This window comes from Flavobacterium fryxellicola (assembly GCF_900143245.1).
GTDB classification, from domain to species: domain Bacteria; phylum Bacteroidota; class Bacteroidia; order Flavobacteriales; family Flavobacteriaceae; genus Flavobacterium; species Flavobacterium fryxellicola.
The window spans coordinates 198,696-225,451 of the sequence record NZ_FRDK01000004.1; the positions used below are offsets into that span (position 1 = coordinate 198,696).

The window sequence follows — 26,756 nt, forward strand, 5'->3', positions numbered from 1 at the left end:
GTGCGATTATTTTTGAGCAATAGTGAAGGTTTGTGATAGTTGGCCAGTTACGGAAAGTAACTCGTAGTATTTTTGAATGGTATTGGCTCTGGCCAAAGCTTTATTGATTTTAGAACTAAGTTGCTCTACATCCGCTTCCAATAAATCATTGGTATCGGATAGCCCGTTATCATATTTATCTTTTACAATGCGGTAATTTTCAGTAGATTGTTCTTCGGCTTCTACATAAACAACACTTTGTTTCAAGGCTAAATCGTAGTCTTCAATAGCCTTTTTTACTTGAATTTTAATATAATCAGTTAATATCGATTCCGAATTTTGCACTTCAAGATATTTGCTTTCGGCTAGTTTAACCAGCGTACCATTTTTGAGAATCGCACTTAAATCATAAGAAATTCCAACACCAATATTCATCGCATTTTGAACGGTGATTACATTGCTCAAATCTAATGCAGTGTATCCACCAACTAGAGCAATCGCTGGATAGTAAGACCCTTTGGCTATTTTGATATTAGCTTCACTTGCTTTTCCCTGAAAGCGTATGGCTTCTAAATCTTTGCGATATTCTAAAGCTGGTAAATCATTTGTTGGAACATTCGTCATTTGGAAATCAGCAAAATCTTCTTCCCGAATTTCTAGTTTTGTACTGGGATTTAATTTTAAAAGTGTTACCAAATAAAAGTTGATAATTTTTAAATTATTGTTCGTTTCGTCCAGCGATAGTTGAATTTTCGAAGTTTGTAATTTAGATTTCAGAAGATCATTTCTGGGAATAATTCCGTTTTTTTCTAATTCGATAAAATCTTTTACACGTTGTTGTGCACTTTTTTGATTTTCTTTTAAAAGTTCAATTGTTTTTTGAGCTTTGTACAAGCTAGCATAGTAATCGATAACCCGCAACGCTATTTCTTCTTTTGTTTGCGAAGCCGTTGCCATTTCTGCCTGATATAAATTCTCATAGACCGTAATGCTATTTCGAATTTTGAAGCCAGAAAAAACAGGGACACTGGCGTTCAGTTGTCCAATCATCAACTGATTGACAAGTGGCAGTGGTTGCGCGTTGTTATTTTGATTGAGTTTAAAATTGACCGATGCATTGGCCAATCTTTGATATTGACCCGATAGTTTTAAATCTGGATATTGATTGTTTTTTGTGGATTGTAATTCGTATTTTTTGGTTTTTACTTTTGTATTTGCCAACGTAACCTCATTGCTTTTGGTCCAAGCCAAATTAATGGCTTCGTTCAATGTTAAACTTGTTTTTTCTTGTGCTTCTACAGCGGAAATTCCAATGAAGAAAATCCCAAAGAGCATGAATTGACTAACTTTCATAAATCAGAAGTGCTTTAATAGTTTGTTGAATGTGCTTTGTCAAATTGGTTTTTATGTAGTTATTGTACAAATCTTCGGTTTTCAAGTTTAATAAATTTTCGAAGAAAGGTTTATTCATGTGAAAATGAAAGAAAGTACCCAAAATGGTGGGCGTAATAAGTGGAATAATAACGTCTTTTCTGAAAATCCCTTTTTTCTGACCTTCTTCAATAATGGTTTCAAGGGATTTTAGATTTCCCTTTTTTAATTCCGAAAAAGCCTGAAGATTTTGTTCTCTCTTTTTTGTGGTGAATTCAAAGTGTAGAATTCTATAAATTCCTCGATTGCTATTAATTCTATTGATGTATAATTCAATCAGTTTATTGATTTTATCAATTGGTTCAAGATCTTCCTGCAGTAACTTGTCTAATTGATGTTTAAGATCGGAGGTTCGATATACTATCAGGGATTCCAATAGACGCTCCTTGGAACCAAAGTAATAAGAAACCATGGCAACATTAATTTTTGCCACTTTTGCTATGTTGCGAATAGAAGTACCATCAAATCCTTTTTCGGCAAAAAGAACTTCAGCCACTTCGAGGATTTGAATTTGTTTGTCGTTAAAATTACTTTTCAATTGGATCTAATTTATTCAAAACAAATTTAAACAAGCGTTTAATTTAAACAACTGTTTGGTATTTATTTAACATTATATTAACACAAAATAAGCCCTTTTTTTATGTTAAAATTATCGTTTTTTAGTAGAATCTAATTCCTCTGGTAATCACTTTAATTTCACCAATTTCATTTTTAATACAGGCTGGAAAAAGGCGCTTTCAATACGTACCAATTTTATAGTTTGTTACGTTTTAGTGTGTCTGGTCACAGTGCTGCATCCAAAAAAAATACAGCCATTCTCTAAAATTGTGAATATCTATTTTGTGAAAAGTGTTTTTTTTTTTCCTTTAAAATCTATCTTTGACCTCCTTAAAAAAACATATAGATGAGCACAATTTGGTATGAATGCAAAGTAAAGTATAGAAAAACAGATGAAACCGGCGGGCAAAAGATTACAACGGAACCGTATTTGGTAGATGCTTTGTCGTATACCGAAGCAGAAAGTAGAATTACAGAAGAAATGTCGGCTTATATTAGTGAAGAGTTTAAAATCACCAATATAAAAATGGCGAATTACGCGGAGATCCATCCTTTTGAAAATGCAGACCGTTGGTTTAAATCGAAAGTTTCTTTACTGGCTTATGACGAAGAAAGCGGCAAAGAGCGCAAGACAAGCATGTATTTATTAGTGCAAGCGAATGATGTAAAAGAAGCTTTTGACAATACGACAGGTATCATGAAAGGAACGATGGGTGACTACACTATTCCCGCTATCATGGAATCTCCTATCATGGATGTTTTTCCCTACTTCAGCGGTGAAGAAGGAGAATTAGAACAATTAGAAAAGTTCAATGCGCTCAAAGCTTCGAGACCTGAAGTAGCTGCGGAAGTAGGAGACCACATGGAATTTGAGACGGCTCTTGAAGAAGAAACGACAGTTTAAGATTTTTTTTTTTATAAAACTAACCGCAAATTCCAAAAGTATAGAAACAGTTACTAACTATTTTTATCTGCGAATTTGCGGTTTTTTAATTTTAACTCTTAATTCTTTAGAGTTGTAATCAATCCTGTTTAGTTAACACTTTCTCGTATGCTTTTCTGGCACTTCCTCTAAAATAGACTTCGCCACAATAAGAGTATCCTAAACTTTCAAAAATTTTTAGCATGGCGCTATTGTCAAAATTGGTATCTGCTTTTATGCTGTATATCCCGTTGCTTAAGGCAAAATTTTCTATGTTTTTGATCATCAGTTTAGCCAAACCTTTACCCAAATGTTCTTCAGAAATGGCTACTCGGTGCATGACAACAAAATCTGCATTCGTTAACCAGTTTCCTTCAATTTGGTCATAGGCAGGCTCATTGTTGATTACTACAGCACTATATCCAATAATTGTTTCTCCTTGAAGCAAAACAAATCCTTCTCCTTTTTCTATATCTTTTTGTACAACTGGGGGATTGGGATAACCGTCTTGCCATTGGTTGCTACCATCTTCTTTTCGTCGTTGTATGGCTCGTTGTAAAATATTCCATATCGGAGCCATTTCAGATAATGTTGCTTTTCTAAAGTGATATTTTATCATTGTAATTTAAGTGTTCAGTAAATGAGTATGTTTTAAAAGTACAAACCAAACTTTAAATTTTGTATTAATCTGTATTATTGACTTTATTTATTATTTAAAAGAAGATTTTGCGGAGCTGTGCGAGCGTAAATAACCCAAATACAACCCCATTTTCAAATAGCGCTAATTGTCTATTAATTTTAACAAATGTTGGATAATCGGCTTTGCTATTAATTTATATTTATAAGGAAATCCCTCATTCAGGTGGGATTTAGTTTTTATCGATCCAATCATATAATTGTTGGAGTGTCATATTCATTGTTGCTAAATTCGTTTTAGCATGCAGTGCGGGAATATCTTTATCTTTTTCTCTGTGTGTAATTGTTCTGAAACATCCGGGACATTTATAATGATCGTGAGAAGCTTTTGTTCTTTGGTATTTGCATCCATGAGCTTCTAAAAAAGCAATCCAATCTTTAGTTTTTACTGGTCTATTATTTCCCATATTAAAAATTAAACAGTCGCTTCAAGCATTGATGTTTTTAGGGTAGACGGTTCTAATCCTTGTAGTACTCCATTTTCATCTACATAAACTTTAGAGAAGTTTTTAGTGAAATATTTTTCTTGGGAAAAGCCTAATTTTTTTAATTCAGTAATTTTTTGTTCAGGTGATAATTTGCTTAGATCATCACAAAAAGTTTCAATATTTTCTTGAAAAGATAGTTTAGCATCTTCCTCTGTCGGTCCATATCCGCTAACTAATAGCGCTGGAGAAACAACTACAAAGTGTTCACCATCTTTACCTGAGGATATTAAAATTTTAATTTTAATATTATTTCCTTTAATTCGGATAAATTCTTTGATATCCTTAAAGTTAAAACTCATTTTTTAAGTTTGTTGATTTTATATAACAAATATAGATATAAAAAGTGTCAATAATAATAAGCTTAAGACAAAAATAACTACTTATGACCACTGCACTTAAAACCACTTTTCTTTTTTCTAAATTTATAATTTTTAAGTTATCAATGAATTGAGATGAATGTACTCTAATTTCGACCACATAAATTTATTGGTATGACAAAATCCGCATTCGTTAACCAGTTTCCTTCAATTTGGTCATAGGCAGGTTCATAGTTGATTACTACAGCGCTATATCCACTAATTGTTTCTCCTTCAACCAAAACAAATCCTTCTCCTTTTCCAATATCTTTTTGTACAGCTGCTGGATCGGGATAACCGTCTTGCCATTGGTTGCTGCCATCTTCTTTTCGTCGTCGTATGGCTCGTTGTAAAATTTCCCATATTGGAGCAATTTCAGGTAGAGTTGCTTTTCTAAAGTGATAATTTATCATTGTAATTTAAGTTTTCGTTTAGTTGGTTATCGTATTTGCACTAATTCGCTGAACTTTATGTGTTGCAAATGTATCTGACTTAACAGCAGTGTTTGCCAGAAATTTATTTAAAGTAAACGTTGCGGCGCGGGATAAATGGCTCCTTACTTACCACTTCGATCAGGAGCAAATACAGACAATCTATTTCATTTGAGAGAGTGGTCTTTTATTCCTATTCTATTGAAAAATTAATCTATTTCTTTTCCTGAGAGTTGCATCAATTGATAGCATCTAGTTTAGTAAAGTCTGCTCGTTTTTTTCTAATTAGAACAACAGTATAACTTTTTCAATTGCTTTTTCAAGATATTGTAAAAGTAGTTTGAATAGTCCTCTAATTTACAAATTTAGTATCTTACCAACTTTAAATAAAATAATGCTAAAAACCATTCAGATAATCGCTCTAATACAAGGACTTTTTGTCCTTTTTATTCTGTTATTTAATCGTAAAGTTTATAAAAAAACAACTTTCTGGTTGTTGTTTGGAAGTTTACTTTCTGTTTTACTTTACCTTATTGGCGATGATAAAAATAATCTATTTATTCAAAATACAGATTGGTTTTTTTTCGACAATACGCTCTTCATAACCTTCCTTTTTCTGTTTTTTAGATATTATAAAAGTGGAGAAGAAAAATTCACAAAAATCGATTGTCTGTTTTTCCTTCCCAATGTGCTGTATTTTATTTTGGAAATAATTGAAATACAATTGCTCGCGGAAAATCTGATTGTCGAAATTTTTGAAATAATCACAGAATTATCTTTTATAGTTTACCTGTCTACTATTTTATATTCAATTCTTTCTGGTAAAAAGAAACTTTGGGTTATTTATTTTGTTGTTCCAATCGCTATTTTATTCATATTTTCATTTATAAATGATATACTTACAATAGTAGGATTGTCAGAATTACCATTGTTCACGGACCAAAATTTTAAAACCTACCTTTTATTAATTGTTGCGTTTTTATTCTATTTTATTGCTTTTAAATTGTTAAATAATGATTCAGAAATAGTACCTAAAATCGAAATTAGTAAATACAAGAATTCCAACTTAAATTCAGAATTAATAAATAAGTACAAAGCAGATTTAATTAATGCAATGGAAATTGATAAATTATATTTAAATGGAAAATTGTCAATCCAAGATGTTTCGGATAAACTTACTATTCCACGTCAATACATTTCGGAAGTTTTAAATGAGCATATGAACACCAGTTTTCAAGATTTTATAAATGAGTATCGAGTTGAAGAATTTATAAATAGGTTAAAAAGTGATCAAAACAATCATTTTACACTTTTAGGAATTGCCACAGAGGTTGGTTTTAATTCTAAATCTTCTTTTAACGCTATATTCAAGAAATTCAAAGGTTTAACGCCTACTCAATTCAAGAAAAATCTCTTGAAAATTGGCTAATGAGTGCAAATAAATTATTCTGTACTTGCATTTCTTTTCACATTATTAATTGCTTACGATATTTGATGGATAATTAATAAGTTTATTAAAAATGTCAATACGAGAAATGTCAAAAAAAATAGTGCTTTGTTTCCTTTTAACTAGTTGCACTTATTCTATTAATGCGCAAGTAAAGGATTCACTTTCTTTTATAAAATCAAAAAAAATGTCTGATGATGACCTTTTGAAAAAACGTGAAGGAACATTCGCAACAGGTTTACCTGATTTTTCATCTGATCCAGTTACTGGTTTTGGTTTTGGAATTAGAAGTAATTTCTACTGGAATGGAGAACGCACAAACCCTCTTTTTGCTTATACACCCTATTTAGCAAAATTAAAAGCCAATGTGGCTTATTATACTTCAAACGCAAGAGAATTAATTTTGTCGTTGGATGTTCCTTATTATAAAGGCACGCGTTGGAGATTTAAGATTGATTTTAAAGCACAGCAAAACCCAGCAAATTTGTACTTTGGTTCAACGGAATCAACGGTAGGAAATCTTCGATTACCTTCAGATGAAAACACTACTTTTTCAACCTATGCAGCATTTGACAAGGCTCGAAAAACGTTACGACCAGGCGGAGTGGGGGAAGCAGCCTTTGTAACAGATGCATTGTCTAACCGATTTAGGGAAACCGAATATATGCTTAATCTAAAAGCAGATTATGCTCTAGGCAATGGGAAATGGCGCATAATGAGCGGTTATGAAATTCAACATTTAAGTTATAAAACGTTTGAAGGCGAAGAAGCAGATGCAATAAATCCAATTACAGGAGAAGAAACTTCCGCTCCCAATGGATTCTCACTTTTGCAAAGAGATTATGACCAAGGCAAAATTTCTGGATTAGAAGGGGGTTGGATTTCAATATTGCAAACCGCTTTAATATTTGATACAAGAGATTTTGAACCGGACCCAACTAAAGGTTATTATTTTGAAATAGCTAATGAATATTCTAGTAAATACATTGGTTCGCAATTTGATTTTAACAAACTTTTTATTCAAGCAAGAGCATACCAAAAATTACCTTTTGGAAAAAGAACGGTGATAGCTGGACGATTAGGAATAGGAAATATTTTTGGAAAAAACGCACCGTTTTTTGAATTTCAAGACCAATGGAGTCCAGAAGGAAGTATTAATTCACTTGGTGGAAAACAATCTTTACGAGGTTATAGAGCAAATAGATTTTTAGCACGTTCCTTGTGGTTTACAAATGTCGAGCTCCGATACCGCATTGCAGAAACAAAATTGGGTAAACAAAGATTTGCTTTTGGTGTCGCACCATTTTTTGATGCAGGAACGGTAAGAGATGAATGGCAAAATTTAAATTTTAAAAATATTAAATATTCTTATGGTTTGGGTGCAAGAGTTGCTTGGAATCAGTCAACAATAATATCATTCGATTATGGAATATCAAAAGAAGATAAACTATTTTATGTAGGTATTGGGCAAGCATTCTAATTGTATATTTTACTGCTAATTATTTCTTATTTATGCGGTTTTCTGATATCGCGTACAACTTGTATATAGGTCTGACATAATCTAACTCATCTACCTTAATTTAGGTATGTAATTCTGATACATGGTGGACTTATTTTTCATAGAAAAAAATATTTACAAACGAATGTCTATTTTAGTGTAAAAAAGAAGCGTTTAATCTCTTTTTGTACTGAGATTAAACGCCGTTGACTACTTATGAAAAAGAATTTCATCGAATTGCTTCTACAAATTCTCTAATTTTTCCACTGCCGTTTTTTGTTAAATCCTGAATAAAAGCACTTCCAATAATCGCTCCTTTAGCAAATTGAGTCGCTTGCTCGAAGGTTTCTTTGTTGTTGATTCCAAAACCAATAACTTGTGGATTTTTCAGATTCATATCAGCAATGCGTTTGAAATAGTCTTCTTGTGCGTTGCCAAAACCAGTTTGTGATCCTGTCACGCTCGCTGAACTCACCATATAAATAAATCCATCAGAAACACTGTCAATAAAATGGATGCGTTCTACAGAAGTTTGTGGTGTAATCAAGAATATATTTTTTAATCCATATTTTTCGAAAGTGCTTTTGTATTCGTCCGCATACACATTTACGGGAAGGTCGGGTATGATTAGTCCGTCAATACCAATGGCAGCGCACTGCTTGCAGAAATTCTCAATTCCGAACTGCAACATTGGGTTGAAATAGCCCATAATAATTAGCGGAATAGAAACGGTTTTTCGGATGTCTTTTAATTGATCAAACAAGACTTGACTTGTCATTCCATTGTGCAACGCTTGCGTAGAACTTTCTTGAATAGTAGGTCCATCGGCCAAAGGGTCGCTAAAAGGCAACCCGATTTCGATCATGTCTACGCCATTTTTCTCTAGGTCTTGAATGATTTGTACGGTATCTTTTAAGTTGGGATATCCTGCCGAAAAATAGATAGAAAGTACTTTCTTGTTTTCCTGTAATTTTTGGTTTATTCTGTTCATTATTGTATTTATTATCAAATTTTAAAGGGTATAGAAACCCTAATTTTTTCGTAATTAACTGATCTAAATAGCTGCGCTGTACGCCCAAGCTTTTTGTTTCGACTGCAGCTGTACTTCAACACGCTTGTAATGCAATCCTTCGTAAAGATCCGATTGATGCAGTTCCTTTGTGGTTATGGCATAAACTATTCCGTTGATTGTATCTTCAGGCTTGTTCGTTTCTGTAATTATAGGATAGTAGACCAACCCAAATTCTTCTTCAATTTGAATTTTTTTTACAATATAACCAATTAGTTTTTCAGGAGTTCCCTCAAGAATTCGTCCAAAAAGATCTTTTTGTATGTCCTCATTTTGAAGGCTACCGTACGCGAATAATTTTTCCATAGTTTCTATTTTCAAAATCTGAATTGAACTGCTTTGTGTACTCGTTTTTTTGCGTTAAGGGGTGGAGTGAAAATCCTTTTTTAGCTCGCTTTTTTGCGAGGTGAAAAAGATTGCAACGAAAAACCTGACCTTGCTGCAACGCTAGTGAAAGCGAGGGAACGCCCTAAAATTAAGTAGTGCGAACGCCTTTATAATTTGAAATAATCAATATAGGTATTCAAATCTTTGTCGCCACGACCGGAGAGGTTGATGACTACAATATCTTCTGGTTTAAATTTCATCTCGTCAAGAACGGCAAAAGCATGCGCGCTTTCGATGGCCGGAATTAACCCTTCCATTTGGGACAATTTGATGCCCCAATCCATAGCTTGCGCATCGGTTATTGAAATGAATTGTGCTCTTCCAGTTACAAATAAATTAGCGTGCATAGGTCCTACACCCGGATAATCCAGACCTGCAGAAATGGAGTATGGTTCTGTGATTTGGCCATCAGTAGTTTGCATCAATAGTGTTTTGCTACCGTGAATAACTCCCACTTTTCCTAAAGCAGAGGTAGCTGCACTTTCTCCAGAATCAACTCCTAAACCAGCTGCTTCAACAGCAATAATTGTCACGTCTTCGTTGTCTAGAAAGTGATAATAAGTTCCTGCGGCATTGCTACCGCCACCAACGCAAGCGATTAAGTAATCCGGATTTTCACGTCCTTCTTTTTCCAATAGTTGTTCTTTTATTTCCTTTGAGATAACACTTTGAAAACGCGCTACCATATCTGGATACGGATGTGGTCCTACAACAGACCCTATAATATAATAGGTGTCAACAGGATTATTGATCCAATCTCTGATGGCCTCATTGGTAGCATCTTTCAAGGTTTTTGAGCCTGATTTGGCAGGACGAACTTCAGCTCCTAACATTTTCATGCGCGCCACATTTGGTGCTTGACGCTTAATGTCGACTTCGCCCATATACACGATGCATTCTAATCCCATCAATGCACACACGGTCGCAGTGGCTACACCATGCTGACCTGCACCGGTTTCGGCAATTATTCTGGTTTTGCCCAAACGTTTTGCAAGAATAATTTGTCCAATTGTGTTGTTGATTTTATGCGCACCTGTATGGCATAAATCTTCTCTTTTGAGGTAGATTTTAGTGTTGTAGTGCTCTGACAAGCGTTTTGCAAAATACAGCGGCGTAGGGCGACCTACATACTCTTTTAGCAAGTCATCAAATTCTGCTTGAAAAGAGGGTTCTGCTGTGATTTTTAAATAATTCTGACGTAATTCTTCGACATTTGGATATAACATTTCAGGAATGAAAGCACCTCCAAAATCACCGTAGTAACCTTTTTCGTTGACGTTGTAACTCATTTTTTTTAAGTTTAAAAGTTTAATGTTTCAATTTATGCTGAAACTTGCTTAATAAAATTTTGTCTTTTAATCCAGGCCCCGTTTCAAATTTACTATTTAAATCCAAAGCATGAATGGGTAAATGTGTTGTTAAAATTGCATTTGTCACATCGATTTCTTCCAATCCGAGACCACCGCTCAGAAAAAAAGGTTTGGTCGATGGATATTTTTCTAGGACTGTCCAATCGAATGTTGTTCCATTGCCGCCTGGTAATTTTCCCTTGGTATCAAAAAGGAAATAGTCACAAACAGCTTCAAAAGGCTGCGTTAACTCAAATTCAAAATCAGCAGCAACCGAAAATACTTTTATTATTTCAATATCATTACCAATTGCGAGCCTTAGTTCAGTACAAAATGCAACCGATTCATGACCGTGCAATTGAATGGCTTGTAAATCGTAAGTTTGCGCTTTCGCCAAAATAACAGCGATACTTTCGTTAACAAAAACACCCACTTTTTTAATCGATTTGGGTAAAGGTGGAATCACGCCATCAAAATACCGAGTGGATTTATCCCAGAATATAAATCCCATATAATCAGGTAGGAGCGAGGCTACTTCGAGTATATTGTTAGGGTATTTCATTCCGCAGATCTTAATTCCCACTCCTCCCGAAGCGTCGGGACCACCCGAAGGTGAGAGAGCCGAAATACCTTGATGGTTTGTATTTTTTTTCATTTTAAGCTTTTATCGCAGATTTTTCGAACTTCCAACGATGAAATTGGTGTAAATTCTTGAAATTTATGTTTTATATTTTGTTTAATCGTGAGATAAATTCGGTTGCTGCTTGACCAGCATTATCCGTCTTCATGAAGTTTTCACCAATTAAGAATCCTCTGTATCCAAAAGGTTTTAATTCATTAATGGCTTCGGTGGATGAAATTCCACTTTCTGAAATTTTCACAAAATCATCTGGAATTTGGTTTGCCAACTGCTTGCTGAAATCCAAGCTCACTTCGAATGTTTTTAGGTTTCTATTGTTTACCCCAATCATGTCTAATGTGGGCATAATCGATTTTTCTAGTTCTTCCTGATTGTGCACTTCAAGCAAGACTTCGAGTCCTAAACTTTTTGCAAATTCCGACAGGGATTTAATTTCGTCTCGGGTTAAAACCGCTGCAATTAGCAAAATTAAATCAGCGCCATGCGCTTTGGCTTCCAGGATTTGGTATTCATCTACAATAAATTCTTTTCGCAATAACGGAATGTTGACCGTGGCTCTTGCCAAAAGTAAATCGTCTAACGAACCTCCAAAATATTTTCCATCCGTCAAAACCGAGATGCCACGAGCACCAGCATTTTCGTAGCCTTTTGTTACTTCTTCAACAGTAAAACTATAATTTATTTCTGCTTTAGAAGGGGAACGACGTTTGTGTTCTGCAATAATACCGGAGGTGCTATTTAATAAATTAGCACGCAATGAAAGTGTCTTTTTTTCGAAGAAAACAGACGCTTCTAGTTGTGAAACTGGAATGATTGATTTCTTGAGAATGACTTCTCGTTTTTTGTCAACTATTATTTTATCGAGTATGTTCATTTTCTATTTTGCCGTAAAGGCCCTAAATAATTACTTGTAAAATTTTATTTATCTACTCAATTCTTGTAGCGTTTGCAAAGATAAAAGTCCTTTTCCGGATAATAAACTTTCTTTCGCTATTTGAAATCCTTCTAAAGGAGTACATTTTGTCACGGTCGCAATGGCCATTCCAGCGTTGGCACAAACCACATTGTTCTGTGCCTCGGTACCTTTTCCTGAAATAATAGTGGTAAAAAGCTGCGCCGAATCCTCAATTGTGGTTCCGCCTTCGATTTCGCTTTGCAGCAAAAGTCGAACGCCAAAATCTTCTGGATGCAGCATTCCTTCCATCGAACTAGTGATTGTTTTTGTAGGACCTGTCAAAGAAACTTCATCATAGCCGTCAAGCGAATGCAAAATAGTGAAATTCACATCGGTATTTTGATATAAATAAGCATACATTCTGGCTAATTCTAAATTGAAAACCCCAACCAATTGGTTTTTTGGAAAGGACGGATTTACCATTGGTCCCAACATATTAAAAAATGTTTTCACGGCTAATTCTTTTCGTATAGGACCCACATTTTTCATGGCTGGGTGAAATAAAGGTGCATGTAAAATAGCAATTCCTGCTTTGTCGATACATTTTTCTAAGAAATCAGCATTACTACTGAACTTGATACCCATTTGTTCCATGACATTACTGGATCCTGAAACAGAGGAAACACCGTAATTTCCATGTTTTGCTACTTTTATTCCCGCTCCTGCAGCAACAAATGAAGCCAAAGTAGAAATATTGAATGTGTCTTTACCGTCGCCACCAGTTCCACACAAATCAATCGTGTTGTAGGCAGACAAATCAACTCGAATGCATAATTCAAGTAATGCCTCCCTAAAGCCAGCAAGTTCATCAATACTGATGCTACGCATCATGTACACAGTAAGGAACGACGCAATTTGGCTTGTGTTGTAACTTCCTTTAGAGATGTTAATCAATACCTCTTTGGCTTCTGCAATAGAAAGCATTTCGTGATTGATTAATCTGTTTAATATGTTTTTCATTTTTTTAAATATGTCTTAAAGTTGAAAGTCGATGGCCTTAAAGTCTTACGACATTATGACATTTGACGTTATGTCTAGCTATTTACCCAATTTTCTAATATTTTTTTTCCATTTGGTGTCAAGACGCTTTCTGGATGAAACTGAACACCGCGCACATCGTAGGTTTTATGTCGCAAGGACATTACTTGACCATTTTCGTCAAATGAGGTGGCTTCAAGTACATCAGGTAAGTTAGTGTCAACTACCCAAGAATGGTACCGCCCTACTTCAAATTCATTTCCTAATCCTTCAAATAAAAGTTCATCATCGACCACTGTTTTTACCATTGTGGCTACACCATGGTATACTTTGTCAAGATTTGAAAGTGTTCCTCCAAAAACTTCTCCAATGGCCTGCTGTCCGAGACACACTCCAAAAATGCTTTTGGTAGGTGCATATTTCCGAATGACATCTTTCAATAAACCAGCTTCATCAGGAATTCCAGGACCTGGCGAAAGAAGTATTTTATCAAAAATGGCAATCTCTTCAATATCAAATTCGTCGTTTCTATAAACAGTAACTTCACAATTCAAATCTTCTAGATAGTGCACTAAATTGTAGGTGAAACTATCGTAATTATCTATGACTAGTATTTTTTTCATTTTTATTATTGAAAAATTGAAAGATTTAAAGATTGAAAAATTTGAGTGTTTCAGCAATCTTTAAATTCTTAAATTATTGAATCTCTAAATTATTTTATATTGTTTCCGCTAAATCTAAAGCAGCATTCAGCGCTCTTAGTTTGTTGTAAACTTCTTGCATTTCGCTTTCTTCGTCAGAGCTGGCCACTATTCCAGCACCCGCTTGAGAGTGCAATTGATGATTTTTGCTCAAGAAAGTTCGGATCATTATGGCATGGTTAAAATTACCTTCAAAGTCCATAAAACCAATTGCTCCACCATAGAAATTTCTATTGGTTTTTTCATACCCTTCAATCAACTGCATTGCTCGGTGTTTGGGAGCGCCACTTAATGTTCCTGCCGGAAAAGTATCCGCTACGACTTGCATTGTCGTTGCATTTTGATGCAAATGCCCCGTTACTTTTGAAACCAAGTGAATCACATGAGAAAAAAATTGTACTTCTCTATATTTTTCGACATTGACATCGTGTCCGTTTCTACTCAAATCATTTCTGGCTAAGTCAACCAGCATTACGTGCTCGCTATTTTCTTTTCTATCTTCTGATAATTGTTTGGCTAATACGGCGTCTTTTTCATCATCACCTGTTCGTTTGAAAGTGCCTGCAATAGGATGAATTTCGGCTTTACGATCTTTTACAATGATTTGTGCTTCGGGTGAAGAGCCAAATATTTTGAAATCACCATAATCAAAAAAGAATAAATAAGGAGATGGATTAATACTTCGCAGCGCTCTGTACACATTGAATTCGTCACCTTTGAAACCTTGAGTAAATCTTCTTGACAAAACTAATTGAAACACATCGCCACGGAAGCAGTGCTTTTTGGCCAAAGCCACATTGTGCTTGAATTCGGCATCTGTTAAATTAGAAAATCCTTCTCCTTCTTTAGAAAATTTGTAGGAAGCGATATTTCTAGATTGCAGCAATTGCTCGATTTCTGAAATGTTATTTTTACCATCCAAACTGTGACAGAAAATATACGCTTCATTTTTGAAATGGTTGATGGCAATGATGTTTTGGTACACTGCATAGTACACATCCGGTATGGTGTTGCTATTTTCTTTTTTGGCAATAGTTACTTTCTCAAAATAGCGCACGGCATCATAAGAAATGTAGCCAAACAATCCGTTGTTGATGAACTTAAAATTATTTTTCTCGGATTTGAATTGCCCTGCAAACTCCTGAATGACTTGTGGAATATCAGTAGTAGCATCAATAGTTGTTTTATGCGAACTTTCATCAGGAAAAGTCGTATGAATAATTTCATTTTCTATTTTTATAGTAGCAATTGGGTTACAACAGATATACGAAAAACTGTTGTCATTCCCATGATAATCACTGCTTTCCAGTAATAGACTATTTGGAAATTTATCTCTAATTTTAAGATACACACTCACAGGAGTAATCGTGTCAGCGAGAATTTGTTTGTAATGGGTATTTAGTAAAAAAGGTTTCATTTTGTTTTTGTTTGGTAGTGAAAAGTAGCAACTTGTCAGAACTAATTAATTAAAAATTGGAACAAAAAAAAGGCCTGTCGTGATGACAAGCCTTTTATATTTATAGTTTTAATAATACTATAGGAGCTTAGTTCACGACGATTGACGTAAATTGTTCCACCACCAAGTATTGTTTAAAATTGTTTTCATGTTTTATTTTGTTGTAGCAAATATATAAATGAAATTTGACTATTCAAAAATATTAAGCGTTAAAAAAATTAAAAATTCGACTTTTATTGTTAAATAAATTTTAATCACGGATTTTTATCCAAAACAAAACCCCAACAAGAATTGTTAGGGTTTGAAAAATAATTGTACTGAAATTTAAAACTTCAAAATAATAGCTAAGTCGAAATTATCGTTGATTGCTTTGTCTCCTAAGCTGTCGAAGAAACTTCCAGAACCGTATTTAATATCGTATTTAGTTCTGTCAATTTTTACGTTAGTTGTCGCTGTATTTGCAGTTGTCGTAAGATCAAAAGTAACTGGTTTAGTAATTCCTTTAATGGTTAAATCTCCTGTTACTACATATATATTTGGAGCTTTTGCAACTATTTTTTTGAAAACTAAATTTGCTGTAGCAAATTTATCAGTTCCAAAAAAGTCATCCGCTTTCAAGTGACCTTCTAATTTCTCTTTTCCTTGACCAGCTTTTAAGTCAGTAGCAATAATGGATGTCATATCAACATTGAATGTTCCTCCCACTAGTGTTTTTCCCTTAAAAACTAATGCACCATCTTTTAGGTTGATGGTTCCCTCATGTTCACCCGTTACTTTTTTTCCGGTCCAGTTGATTGAACTTTTTGAAGCATCTACTTTTTTAGTTTGTGCTGTTACAGATAAAGTAGTTAGAACGACTACTAATGCTAATGCGATTGATTTGAAATTCTTCATTTTTTTTCGTGTTTAAAATGGGATTAATAATTATAATGTAATAAACAATTCGTCGTTTGATTTTCTAACTTTTTTGTAATACTGTGTTGCGTCCTGATCGTGTCTGTAACCAAGAGTTGCCAGTAAAGTTGCATTTAGTCCTAATTGGTCCAAACCTAATATTTCATTTACTTCAGTATCAACAAAACCTTCCATAGGGGTTACGTCTATTTTAAGCTCTGCAGCAGCATTTAACAAATTACCTAAGGCTAAATACGTCTGTTTTGAAGTCCAGGTATTTCTGGCCTCTTCTGGAAGAGTTAATATATTTGATTTAATAAAAGAAGCATACCCTTGTAAACTTTCAACAGGAACCGCTCTTGTTTCACTCGTGTTTTTGATATAATTGTCTATTCCAACATCACCAAAGTTAGTTTCATTGGCAAAAACAATTAAATGCGAAGCTTCAACTATTTGTGATTGTCCCCAAGCTGAAGGTTGGATTTTGGCTCTTAATTCTGGATTTTCTACGATGATTACTTTATACGGTTGTAAGCCATACGAAGAAGAACTCAAGCGAATTGCTTCTTTTAATATCATTAAGTCTTGCGTTGTTATTATTTTTGTAGCATCAAATTTTTTCGTTGCGTATCTCCAATTTTGATTTTCTAAAAAAGTATTCATAGTGTATTTATTATTTTTTATTGGTTTCTGTATTTTTCTAATAAGTGATTTAGTTGAACGATTTCTTCAGGCGATAAATTTCGCGAAAAAAATTCTTCATGTGCTATTACTATTGGATCTAAAGCTGTCAGAACAGCAAGTCCTTTTTGTGTAATCACCACTTCTATTTTACGTCGGTTTTCAGGACATACTTTTCTCGTGACAAGATCTTTTAATAATAATTTATCAACTAATCGAGTCGTATTACTGGTCTTCGCAAGCATTCGTTCCTGAATCATGGACATATTTGCCGGATTTCCTTTTTGCCCTCTTAAGATGCGAAGGACATTATATTGTTCTCCTGATATGTCATGAGGTTTTAATATTTCATTAAAATTTTCCACAATAACATTTTGTGTGTACATAACGTTCAGAATAATTTTTTTGGAATTATCCATCGGTACAGTGGATTTTAAGATTTCTTCAATTTTCATTTCTATTGCCATGTCATTTGTTGGTACAAATATAACGTATTTTATAATTGTATATACAAATGTTTGTTATTTTTCTTAAAAATCATTTTTTGCTTACCCAAAAGCGCTTTTTTGTAAGTTTTTTACTTTTATATAGTCATTTACATTGTACTATTGTTGTATTATTTTTTGAATCCACATAAATGCATTTCGATTTCTATAATCCTACTGTATATAAAAATTTATGATTACTACTCCAGTTTTAGATTCAAAACGCGTACCAGAATTATTCTAGGCTTAAAATGAAATATCTTGCAAGGAGATAAAAAGTAATTTTTGTTCCCATTTCAGTATAATTTTAACTCCTCCCATTTGCAATAAACTTTAATTTAACTAGGTTTATTTTGATGATGATTTATTTCCTCAAAGTGTTTTTTTAATTATAAAAAATTGTAAATCAATTATTTATAATTTTTTATAAAATAATATTGTAAAATTTTATTAGAATTATATAAACAGATAATTTTTTAAAAGTGTAAATTTATAATAATTACAAACGCTAAAAAATTGGCAAAATGAAAAACACCAAAAAAGACCTAGACGATGCTGAAAACAGGAAGCAACAGGATTTAAATTTAAATAAATCGGATGGTACTGAACATTTTATGACTACGGATCAGGGTTTAAAAATCAATGATGACACGAATTCCTTAAAAGCTGGTGAACGTGGCCCTTCACTGTTGGAAGATTTTATTTTAAGAGAAAAAATCACCCATTTTGACCATGAAAGAATCCCTGAAAGAATTGTACACGCCCGAGGTTCAGCAGCACACGGTTATTTTCAGGTTTATGAATCTATGGAGAAATACACCAAGGCAGGATTTCTTCAAGATCCAAGCATTAAAACTCCTGTTTTTACTCGGTTTTCAACAGTAGCAGGATCTAGAGGTTCTACAGATTTAGCACGCGATATTAGAGGATTTTCGGTAAAATTTTACACGGAACAAGGCAACTATGATTTAGTTGGAAATAATGTCCCCGTGTTTTTTATTCAAGATGCTATAAAGTTTCCTGATTTAATTCATGCCGTCAAGCCGGAACCGAATAACGAAATGCCGCAAGCTGCCTCAGCACATGATACTTTTTGGGATTTTATTTCCTTAATGCCAGAGACGATGCATACCATTATGTGGGTGATGTCTGATAGAGCAATACCCAGAAGCTTAAGAATGATGGAGGGTTTTGGTGTTCACACCTTCCGCTTTGTAAATAAAGAAAACGAATCTCATTTTGTTAAGTTCCATTGGAAACCAAAATTGGGAACACATGCAGTCGCTTGGGATGAAGCCCAAAAAATATCAGGGAAAAATTCAGACTTTCATCGTCAGGATTTATGGGAGGCTATCGAGAACGGACAGTTTCCTGAATGGGAATTAGGAGTTCAAATTATACCAGATGCCGATGAACACAAATTTGATTTTGATTTATTAGATCCCACTAAGTTAGTACCCGAAGAATTAGTTCCAGTTACCATAATTGGAAAAATGGTTCTCAACCGAAATCCAGATAATTTCTTTGCTGAGACAGAGCAAGTGGCTTTTCACCCTGGTCATATTGTTCCAGGAATCGATTTTACAAACGACCCTTTACTGCAAGGACGTTTATTTTCTTATACAGATACGCAATTATCGCGCTTAGGGAGTCCAAATTTTCATGAAATTCCAATTAATAGAACCATTGCCCCGATGCACAATAACCAGCGTGACGGACACATGCGTCAGGAAATCAATGTAGGCAGAGTGAGTTATCACCCGAATTCTTTAGGTGGTGGCTGTCCTTTTCAGGCAAAAATTGAAGAGGGAGGTTTTGCCAGTTTTAATGAAAGAATTGATGCCCAAAAAGTGCGTGACCGCAGCGAAAGTTTTTCGGATCATTTCAGTCAAGCAACATTATTCTATAACAGTCAGACTCAAATAGAAAAAAATCATATCATAAATGCGTTGCGCTTTGAACTAGGTAAATTAGAGACTACGGCAATTCAAACCCGCATGCTTGGACTATTATCTCAAATAGATACCACTCTGACAGACAAAGTAGCCAAAGGTCTAGGGCTTAAGGTGCCAAAGAGTCCTGAAAAACCGATGAATCATGGTGTTGGCGCGAATGCAGACAAACAAAAATACGAACCTAAAAAAGTTCCACAAAGCGTGAAATCCTCCGATGCATTGAGTATGCTTAAAAGCAAAACCCTGTCCAAAACAATTGCGAGTAGACAAGTTGCATTTTTATGCTCAGAGGGCGCTGATAGGGCTTCAATTAATGCTATGAAAACCGCATTAGAAAAAGAAGGAGCGAGTATAAAAATTATAGCACCACATTTAGGCAGCATAAAAACGGACGATGGAAGTGAAGTCAAAGTAGATCAAAGTTTTCTAATTGCTTCCTCAGTTTTATTTGATGCAGTATATATTCCAGGGGGGAAAAATGCTAAATTCATGAATTCCAATGACGCAGTAATCGAATTTATAAATGAGGCCTATAAACATTGTAAAGTTATTGGTGCTGACGAATCAGATATATTTAGCAACACAAAACGTACAGACAAATTGGATTCTACAGAGGGTGAAAATGGAATAATTATTAATTCAAAAAATCCAGATAAAACCTTTACAACTTCTTTTATAGAAGCCATGGGCAAACATCGTTTTTGGGATCGTGAAGAAGAGCTATAGTGGAATTTTTTTTATTTTATAACCGAAGCATACAGTCAAGAAAAAACCGAAATGAAAATTTCGGTTTTTGTATTTTATAAAGAATTAGAATACTCGCAACTAAATAGATTCTATAAAAAGAGAAATTGTAAGTTATGCTTTATAACGTAATTAAGTAAGTAGAGAAGTCGTTGCATTTTTCATTGCTTATTGCTTCAGCAGAAGTGAAGCGTAAGTTTTAAATTTTTTTTATAAAAGCGAACCTAATTTTATATGTTGTTTTTATTTTATTACATTTAGCCTTTACAATAAATTTATTGCTAATTATTTCAATTTTGTGGGTATGAATGAGGCCAAACCAACGTACGATGAATTGCTCAAAAAAATACAGGAACAAGAATTAGAGATAATTCGGTTAAAGAATGGAGAACATAAAAAATCCAATTTTGAATTCTTGGCAAAAGAATCGGAAGATATGCTCTGTGTATTAGGTTCTGGTGGCTACTTTAAAGAAATAAATCCAGATTTTGTCCTTAAATTTGGGTATACAGAGCAGGAGTTCCTTAACAATCCATTTGCTACATTCGTTCATCCCGAAGATCAAAAAAATACAGCTGCGGAAGTCGAAAGATTATCCAAAAATCAAACTTCATTAAATTTCGAAAATAGGTGTATTAAAAAAAATGGAGAAACTGTTGTTATTCATTGGATTTTCAGCGTAAATCTGCCGATGCAAATTATTTATGGAATTGGAAGAGATATTACCGAAAAGAGAAAAGCTCAAGAAAATTTAATTTTCAGTGAAAATCTACTAAACATTGCCCAAAAAATTGCCAAGATAGGAACATGGGAATTAGATTTAATTGATAACAAAATGGTTTGGTCTAAGGAATTGTATTCTATTTACGAAATTGATGGAAAATTAGAGCAAAATTTATTCGAGGGATATTTAAGTCGTTTTGCGAAGGAGGATCTTGTTATTTTTCAGAATAAAATCGAACAATCTAGGCTTGATAAAAAATCGTTTGAATCAGAGCAGTGCGCGATTTTTTCGAAAAAAAGAATAAAATGGCTCACGATTATTGTAACACCGGTACTAGATAACAAGGGAAATGTTGTTAAACTTAGAGGCAATACTCAGGACATCACAGAGAAAAAACTAATCGAGCAGTCAACAAAAGAGCAAGAAGTGGCAGTGATAGACTATAAACTTAAACTAATTGAGCAAGAAAGCGATGCTAAGTTTAAGTATTACCTTGAAAATGCTCCAGATGGGATTTTTGTCATCGATCAAAATAGAAACTATATTGAAGTAAACCAAGCTGCTTCTACATTAACGGGATATTCTGAGCAAGAACTTTTACTGATGAAATTTGGCGATCTATCATCAGTGGACCAAGCTGATGCTACCTTGCAAAAATTTCAATTTTTACAAGAAACAGGCGCGATAAAGGGGGAGATTAAAATTGTTCGTAAAAATGGATCCGAAATATTTTGCTTCATTGATGCAGTAAAGCTCTCGGAGGACCGATTTTTAGGTTTTGTTAAAGACGTTACTGAAAATAAAAAAGTCGAAGAGAAAATAAAAGAAAGCGAAAAACGCTTTCGAGCATTGGTGGAAAACAATGACAGTATTATAACGGTCATCGATGAAAATTTAAATACTCTATTTCGCAACCCTTCGTCAGTTCGTGTTAACGGATACTCACACGAAGAATATGAAAGTTTACCGGAGCAAGAATATTTTCATCCTGATTATTTAGTATATGTTCATGAAATGTTACAGAAAGCTTTGGATAATCCAGGAAATCCACATCCCGTTTTATTTCAGGTTAGGCACAAAAATGGAAATTATATTTGGTTACAAGGAGTCCTCAATAATATGATGGAGTACAGTGGTGTGAATGGTATCGTTGCCAATTTAAGAGATGTCACTGAAAGTGTAGTGGCCAATGAGACCTTAGTAAAAGAAAAAGAAAAATTCGCTAAGATTGCGGCTACCGCACCAGGATTGATCTATTCGATGCGGCAAAATAGAGACGGTACATTATGTTATCCGTATGCTAGCCATGCTATTGGAGAAATATATGGGTATACACACGAAGAGATTGAGTTTGATGCAACAAAAATTTTCGGATTAATTCATCCAGATGATTTGGAGAGCGTGATGTGGAGCATAAATGAAACTAAATCCAAGTTAATTCCCCTCAAAGGAGAGTACCGTTATTTGCACCCTAAAAAAGGAATGGTATGGCATGAAGTAAACTCATTACCCCTAGTTGAGCCTGAAGGAACAGTGATTTGCCATGGAATTGTTACGGATGTTACTGAAAGAATTTTAGCAAAGCAAAAAATCATTAAAGCCAATCGGCTTTATTTGTTTATCAGTCAGATTAACCAGATGATTGTGAGAACTACTGATCAAGAAACTTTGTTTACGGAAGCATGTACTATCGCAGTTGATTTAGGAAAATTTAAAATGGCATGGGTTGGAATTGTAGATGAGGTTACTAAAGAAGTGATACCTGCAAAGATTGTAGGAGATGATCATGGTTATTTCTCTAAAATTAAAACGATAACAATAAATGATAAGCCACTAGGAAGGGGGCCAGCAGGTTGTGCCATTAGACTAGGCAAATCGGTAGTTTGTAATGATATTGAAAACGATTTAATGATGCTGCCTTGGAAAGAAGAAGCATTGGAGAGAGGATATTTATCTGTAATGTCAGTTCCAATAAAAAAATTTGGAAAAGCAATTGGTGCTTTTTCTTTCTATGCAGAGGAGAAAAACTTTTTTGATAAAGAGGAAATCGCATTACTAGAGGAAGCGACAGGCGATGTGGCTTTTGCATTAGAAATTTTTGAAAAAGAAGCACTACGCAAAAAAGCGGAAGAAGATATATTTGATAGTGAGCAAAGATATCACACCTTAACGGAAGTTTCTACAGTTGGAATTTTCCGCACAGATACAAAAGGAGATACTACGTATGTTAATCCCTATTGGTGTCAAATTTCTGGATTGTCTTTTAAAGAAGCTATGGGTAAGGGCTGGTTAAAGGCTGTTCATGAGGAGGATAAAAAAATAGTAGCGCAAGGATGGGAGGAAGCAACAAATGATCTTGAAACGTCATTGTCAGAGTATCGTTTTGTGCGTCCAGATGGATCAATAGCTTGGGTTATGGGCCAGGCGATTCCGGAAAAAAATGTCAGAAATGAGATCGTAGGATATATTGGTACTATTACTGATATTTCAGAGCGCAAGATTGCTGAAGATGCCATTTTGAAGGAAAAACAACTTTCGGAACTGATAATCAATAACCTTCCTGGTGTTTTTTATCTTTATGACGAATCAGGAAATTTTGTCAAGTGGAATAAAAATTTTGAGACAGTTACGGGTTATAGTGCAGCTGAAATTGGTCAAATGGAAGCGATAGATTTTTATGATGAAGACTATAAAGAAATAATAAAAACAAGATTAAAGACGGTCTTTAAAATTAAATCACCTGGATTAGAAGTCAAATTATTAACAAAAAATAAAGATAAAATTCCGTATTACATTAATTCTCATGCTTTTGAGTATAAAGGAAAGAGGTGTCTCTTAGGAATGGGATTGGATCTTTCTGAAGTCAAGAAAGCAGAGGGAAAAATAAAAATTGCAAACGAAAGATTTGAAATGATCTCTGCAGCAACTAATGATGCAGTATTTGAATACAATATACTAACAGGAGAAAGTTGGAACAATCAAACTTTCATTGCTCTTTTAGGCTTTGGGAGTAGTTTACCAAACGGACAGAACAACAGCGTTATATGGCGATCCAAGGTTCATCCAGATGACCGCGAAAGAGTGGTGAAAAAACTAGAGGATTCTTATGTAGGTTCGACAAATTTGTGGTCAGATGAATTCCGTTTTCAAAAGGCAGATGGCAGTTATGGAATTTTCTATGATAGAGGAATTATCTCCAGAGATGAATCTGGAAAAGCCATTCGTTTAAATGGAGCCATGATCGAAATCACCGAATTAAAAAATATTAAGGAGCAGTTATTACAAAGTGAAGAGAAATATAGAAGTCTTATTGATCAAGCTTCAGACTCTATTTTTATTAATGATGCCGCTGGACATTTACTAGAGGTAAATGAAAGTGCCTGTGTTATGTTAGGGTATAGTAAAGAGGAACTTTGTACAAAAAACATAGTAGATTTATACACTAATGCCGAACTTGTAAGAAGGCCAATTATGTACAAAGAATTATTAAACGGCGAACAAACCTTGATTGAACGTACTATGCTTCACAAAACAGGATCTTTTATTGCAGTAGAAATTACGGCAAAGATGATTCTTGATGGTCGAATTGTTGCCATTGTGAGGGATATAAGCGAGCGTAAAAAAAAGGACGACGAATTTAGGAAAATGCATAAAAAAATTGAAGCTATTCTTGGCGCCATTCCTGACCTGTTATTTGAAGTAGACATAAACGGTAAAATTTTTAATTATCATTCTCGCCGCGATGATTTATTAGCGCTGCCTCAAGAAGTTTTTTTAGGAAAAACATTTTCTGACGTTTTAAATAAAGATGTAGCTAATTTAATTTTGTCTGCTATAAAAGAAGCTTCGCTAGAAGGATATTCTAACGGAAAACAATATTCCTTAAAGCTAAATGAGGAATTGCATTGGTTTGAACTTTCAATTGCGCCTATGATGGAAAGTGATGCACAAGAAATTCACTTTATTTGTCTGTCACGTGATATTACTGCGGCAAAAAATTCCGATTTTGCACTTTTAAAAAGCGAGGAGCGATACCGTGGTTTACTAAACAATCTTGATGCAGGGATTCTAGTTCATGCTGCTGATACTTCCATCATTGTCAATAATCAAAAAGCAGCTGAATTATTGGGATTGGCTAATAATGAAATGAAAGGGATGAAAGCTTCTGATCTTGCTTGGAATTTCTTAGATGAGGAAAATGAAGTGTTGTCTTTGAACAACTATCCTGTAAACCAAATTATTGCTACAAAGAAATCTTTGAAAAATTTTGTTTTAGGAGTACATCGTTCCGTAAAAAACGATGTGGTGTGGCTATTAGTAAACGGTTATCCAGATCGTAACGAAGAGGGTGAAATCTATGAAATAGTAGTAAGTTTTATAGATATAACAGAACAAAAAGTAATGGAAATGGAACTGCTAAAAGCAAAGGATTTAGCAGAATCCGCAAACAAAGCAAAGACTGATTTTCTAGCTAATATGAGTCATGAAATCAGAACGCCATTAAACGGGATAATTGGATTCACTCATTTATTAATGAAGTCAAATTTGAAAAAAAATCAAGCAGAATATATGACTACAGTCAATGAATCTGCGACATCATTAATGGAAATTGTCAATGATGTACTGGATTTCTCCAAAATTGAATCTGGAAAATTAGAGCTTAATATTGAGGAGGTGAATCTTTTTAAATTGACAAATCAAGTCATAGATTTATTCAAATTCCAAGCAAACCAAAAGAAGATAGATTTAATACTTGACATAAATAATAACGTTCCGCAATACATTCTGGCTGATTCTGTGCGATTGAAACAAATATTGGTGAATCTCTTGAGTAACGCGATTAAATTTACCAATTTTGGAGAAATAAGATTAGATATTAACGAAATCGACTTGTCAAATACAAAAGGGTCAACGATTCAGTTTTCTGTAAAAGATACAGGAGTGGGAATTAAAACTCAAAATAACGAAAAAATATTCAATTCGTTTGTACAAGAAGATAATTCCACCAATAGAAAATTTGGAGGAACAGGATTAGGGTTGGCTATTTCAAATCAATTATTAGCTTTAATGGATAGCAAGCTACAACTGATCAGTAAATATGGCGATGGAAGCGATTTCTTTTTTGTCATTAAATTCAAAAAGGCAAAACATAAAAAAAATGCGGCTGCGTTATTTGTCAAAAGCATAAAAAAGGACGGTACTACACCGTTGAAAACGTTAAGTGATCTTACAGTTTTAATAGTGGAAGACAATAAAATTAATATGCTGCTAGCTAAAACATTAGTCAAAAGAATCATTTCTAATTGTACTATTCTTGAAGCTAAGGATGGTAATGAGGCTGTCGATATGTATAAAAAAGAAAAACCTGACGTGATTTTAATGGACATTCAGATGCCAAATAAAAATGGATATGAAGCAACAGATGAAATTAGACAACTAAAAGGGGCTAAAAATATTCCTATAATTGCTATCACTGCAGGCATAATGGTAGGCGATAAAGAAAAATGCCTTCAAGCCGGTATGAATGATTACTTGCCAAAACCCATTATTCAATTGGATTTAGAAAAAGTATTGCAAAAATGGTTGAATAAGAATTGATTCTATTTCAACAAAGTTTAAAAAGAGCGTTTAATTATTGACGCCTAGTGAGAAATTAGGTAAAAAACTGAAAAAGAAAAGAGAAAAAAGGAGTGAAAATAAAATTATTTTCGCTCCTTTTTTTTCATTCTTTTAGGCCAGGTAACTGCAATTTAAGCCGGTTGTAAAAAAAAATTATTAGGTAAGATTTGATGAAGATAAGCGAAAGCTGCTCAACGATAAGCTCCACATCAAAATAAATGAGGTACTTCGATTTACTTTCACCTTCAATAAATGATTTAAAAGCAAGGTTAAAAAAACGTGTTCACTACTTTTTTGAGAGTGCAAATGCCTG

Annotated in this window: 22 protein-coding genes; 5 read left to right on the forward strand and 17 right to left on the reverse strand. The window is 34.1% G+C overall.

All coding sequences use genetic code 11. The features are described 5' to 3' along the window. Positions 1-6: 6 nt before the first annotated feature. Positions 7-1,332: a TolC family protein gene (locus BUA03_RS08710; RefSeq protein WP_066081501.1), complete on the reverse strand. Its 1,326-nt coding sequence runs from the start codon at positions 1,330-1,332 to the stop codon at positions 7-9. Continuing rightward, the gene (locus BUA03_RS08715; protein ID WP_066081498.1) at positions 1,322-1,948 is read right to left on the reverse strand and encodes a TetR/AcrR family transcriptional regulator; all 627 of its coding nucleotides are present in this window, start codon (positions 1,946-1,948) and stop codon (positions 1,322-1,324) included. The genes BUA03_RS08710 and BUA03_RS08715 overlap by 11 nt, the downstream gene beginning before the upstream one ends. 366 nt (positions 1,949-2,314) lie before the next feature. Here BUA03_RS08715 and BUA03_RS08720 point away from each other — a divergent pair, with 366 nt between their 5' ends. Continuing rightward, positions 2,315-2,872: a DUF4494 domain-containing protein gene (locus BUA03_RS08720; RefSeq protein WP_066081495.1), complete on the forward strand. Its 558-nt coding sequence runs from the start codon at positions 2,315-2,317 to the stop codon at positions 2,870-2,872. Positions 2,873-2,990: 118 nt separating this feature from the next. Here the strand turns inward: BUA03_RS08720 and BUA03_RS08725 are convergent, their stop codons facing one another. The 4 genes from BUA03_RS08725 to BUA03_RS08740 all read right to left on the reverse strand — a co-directional run bounded on the left by BUA03_RS08725 (position 2,991) and on the right by BUA03_RS08740 (position 4,843). Further along, on the reverse strand, positions 2,991-3,509 hold the full coding sequence (locus BUA03_RS08725) for a GNAT family N-acetyltransferase (RefSeq protein WP_066081493.1): 519 nt from the start codon (positions 3,507-3,509) through the stop codon (positions 2,991-2,993). Between the two features lie 250 nt (positions 3,510-3,759). Then, entirely contained in the window at positions 3,760-3,993 is a 234-nt protein-coding gene (locus BUA03_RS08730) for a type II toxin-antitoxin system HicA family toxin (RefSeq protein ID WP_066081491.1), read from the reverse strand. A gap of 8 nt (positions 3,994-4,001) precedes the next feature. Beyond that, positions 4,002-4,373 carry a hypothetical protein gene (locus BUA03_RS08735; RefSeq protein WP_066081488.1) on the reverse strand — a complete coding sequence of 124 codons (372 nt, stop codon included), beginning with the start codon at positions 4,371-4,373 and terminating at the stop codon, positions 4,002-4,004. A 164-nt stretch (positions 4,374-4,537) separates the two neighbouring features. Further along, positions 4,538-4,843 carry a hypothetical protein gene (locus BUA03_RS08740; RefSeq protein WP_175542102.1) on the reverse strand — a complete coding sequence of 102 codons (306 nt, stop codon included), beginning with the start codon at positions 4,841-4,843 and terminating at the stop codon, positions 4,538-4,540. Between the two features lie 412 nt (positions 4,844-5,255). Between BUA03_RS08740 and BUA03_RS08745 the strand changes: the two genes are divergently transcribed. Both BUA03_RS08745 and omp85 read left to right on the forward strand, forming a co-directional pair. Further along, positions 5,256-6,290 carry a helix-turn-helix domain-containing protein gene (locus BUA03_RS08745; RefSeq protein WP_066081486.1) on the forward strand — a complete coding sequence of 345 codons (1,035 nt, stop codon included), beginning with the start codon at positions 5,256-5,258 and terminating at the stop codon, positions 6,288-6,290. Between the two features lie 106 nt (positions 6,291-6,396). Continuing rightward, positions 6,397-7,788: an Omp85 family outer membrane protein gene (gene omp85, locus BUA03_RS08750; protein ID WP_245792593.1), complete on the forward strand. Its 1,392-nt coding sequence runs from the start codon at positions 6,397-6,399 to the stop codon at positions 7,786-7,788. Positions 7,789-8,035: 247 nt separating this feature from the next. On the opposite strand, the gene trpA is transcribed toward omp85, so the two are convergent. The 11 genes from trpA to BUA03_RS08805 form a co-directional block, all read right to left on the reverse strand. Continuing rightward, positions 8,036-8,797, reverse strand: a complete 762-nt coding sequence (gene trpA, locus BUA03_RS08755; protein ID WP_066081480.1) for a tryptophan synthase subunit alpha — start codon at positions 8,795-8,797, stop codon at positions 8,036-8,038. 63 nt (positions 8,798-8,860) lie between these two features. Next, positions 8,861-9,181, reverse strand: a complete 321-nt coding sequence (locus tag BUA03_RS08760; protein ID WP_066081478.1) for a gamma-glutamylcyclotransferase family protein — start codon at positions 9,179-9,181, stop codon at positions 8,861-8,863. 188 nt (positions 9,182-9,369) lie between these two features. Then, entirely contained in the window at positions 9,370-10,551 is a 1,182-nt protein-coding gene (gene trpB, locus BUA03_RS08765; RefSeq protein WP_066081474.1) for a tryptophan synthase subunit beta, read from the reverse strand. 19 nt (positions 10,552-10,570) lie between these two features. Then, positions 10,571-11,194, reverse strand: a complete 624-nt coding sequence (locus tag BUA03_RS08770) for a phosphoribosylanthranilate isomerase (protein ID WP_449403955.1) — start codon at positions 11,192-11,194, stop codon at positions 10,571-10,573. Between the two features lie 142 nt (positions 11,195-11,336). Next, positions 11,337-12,125, reverse strand: coding sequence for an indole-3-glycerol phosphate synthase TrpC (gene trpC, locus BUA03_RS08775; protein WP_066081470.1), 789 nt, complete (start codon positions 12,123-12,125; stop codon positions 11,337-11,339). 48 nt (positions 12,126-12,173) lie between these two features. Next, a complete protein-coding gene (gene trpD / locus BUA03_RS08780; protein ID WP_066081467.1) occupies positions 12,174-13,166 on the reverse strand; it encodes an anthranilate phosphoribosyltransferase in 993 nt (330 codons plus the stop codon). Between the two features lie 74 nt (positions 13,167-13,240). Beyond that, entirely contained in the window at positions 13,241-13,807 is a 567-nt protein-coding gene (locus tag BUA03_RS08785; RefSeq protein ID WP_066081462.1) for an anthranilate synthase component II, read from the reverse strand. Between the two features lie 94 nt (positions 13,808-13,901). Continuing rightward, the gene (locus tag BUA03_RS08790) at positions 13,902-15,302 is read right to left on the reverse strand and encodes an anthranilate synthase component I family protein (protein WP_066081459.1); all 1,401 of its coding nucleotides are present in this window, start codon (positions 15,300-15,302) and stop codon (positions 13,902-13,904) included. A 363-nt stretch (positions 15,303-15,665) separates the two neighbouring features. Further along, a complete protein-coding gene (locus BUA03_RS08795; RefSeq protein WP_066081456.1) occupies positions 15,666-16,235 on the reverse strand; it encodes a YceI family protein in 570 nt (189 codons plus the stop codon). 30 nt (positions 16,236-16,265) lie between these two features. Then, on the reverse strand, positions 16,266-16,898 hold the full coding sequence (locus tag BUA03_RS08800; protein ID WP_066081453.1) for an NAD(P)H-dependent oxidoreductase: 633 nt from the start codon (positions 16,896-16,898) through the stop codon (positions 16,266-16,268). Between the two features lie 17 nt (positions 16,899-16,915). Next, positions 16,916-17,371, reverse strand: a complete 456-nt coding sequence (locus BUA03_RS08805) for a MarR family winged helix-turn-helix transcriptional regulator (protein WP_066081827.1) — start codon at positions 17,369-17,371, stop codon at positions 16,916-16,918. 554 nt (positions 17,372-17,925) lie between these two features. Between BUA03_RS08805 and BUA03_RS08810 the strand changes: the two genes are divergently transcribed. Further along, complete coding sequence (locus BUA03_RS08810; RefSeq protein ID WP_066081450.1) at positions 17,926-20,082, forward strand: catalase; 2,157 nt, start codon at positions 17,926-17,928, stop codon at positions 20,080-20,082. Between the two features lie 322 nt (positions 20,083-20,404). Then, positions 20,405-26,422, forward strand: coding sequence for a PAS domain S-box protein (locus tag BUA03_RS08815; protein WP_066081447.1), 6,018 nt, complete (start codon positions 20,405-20,407; stop codon positions 26,420-26,422). Positions 26,423-26,756 lie beyond the last annotated feature (334 nt).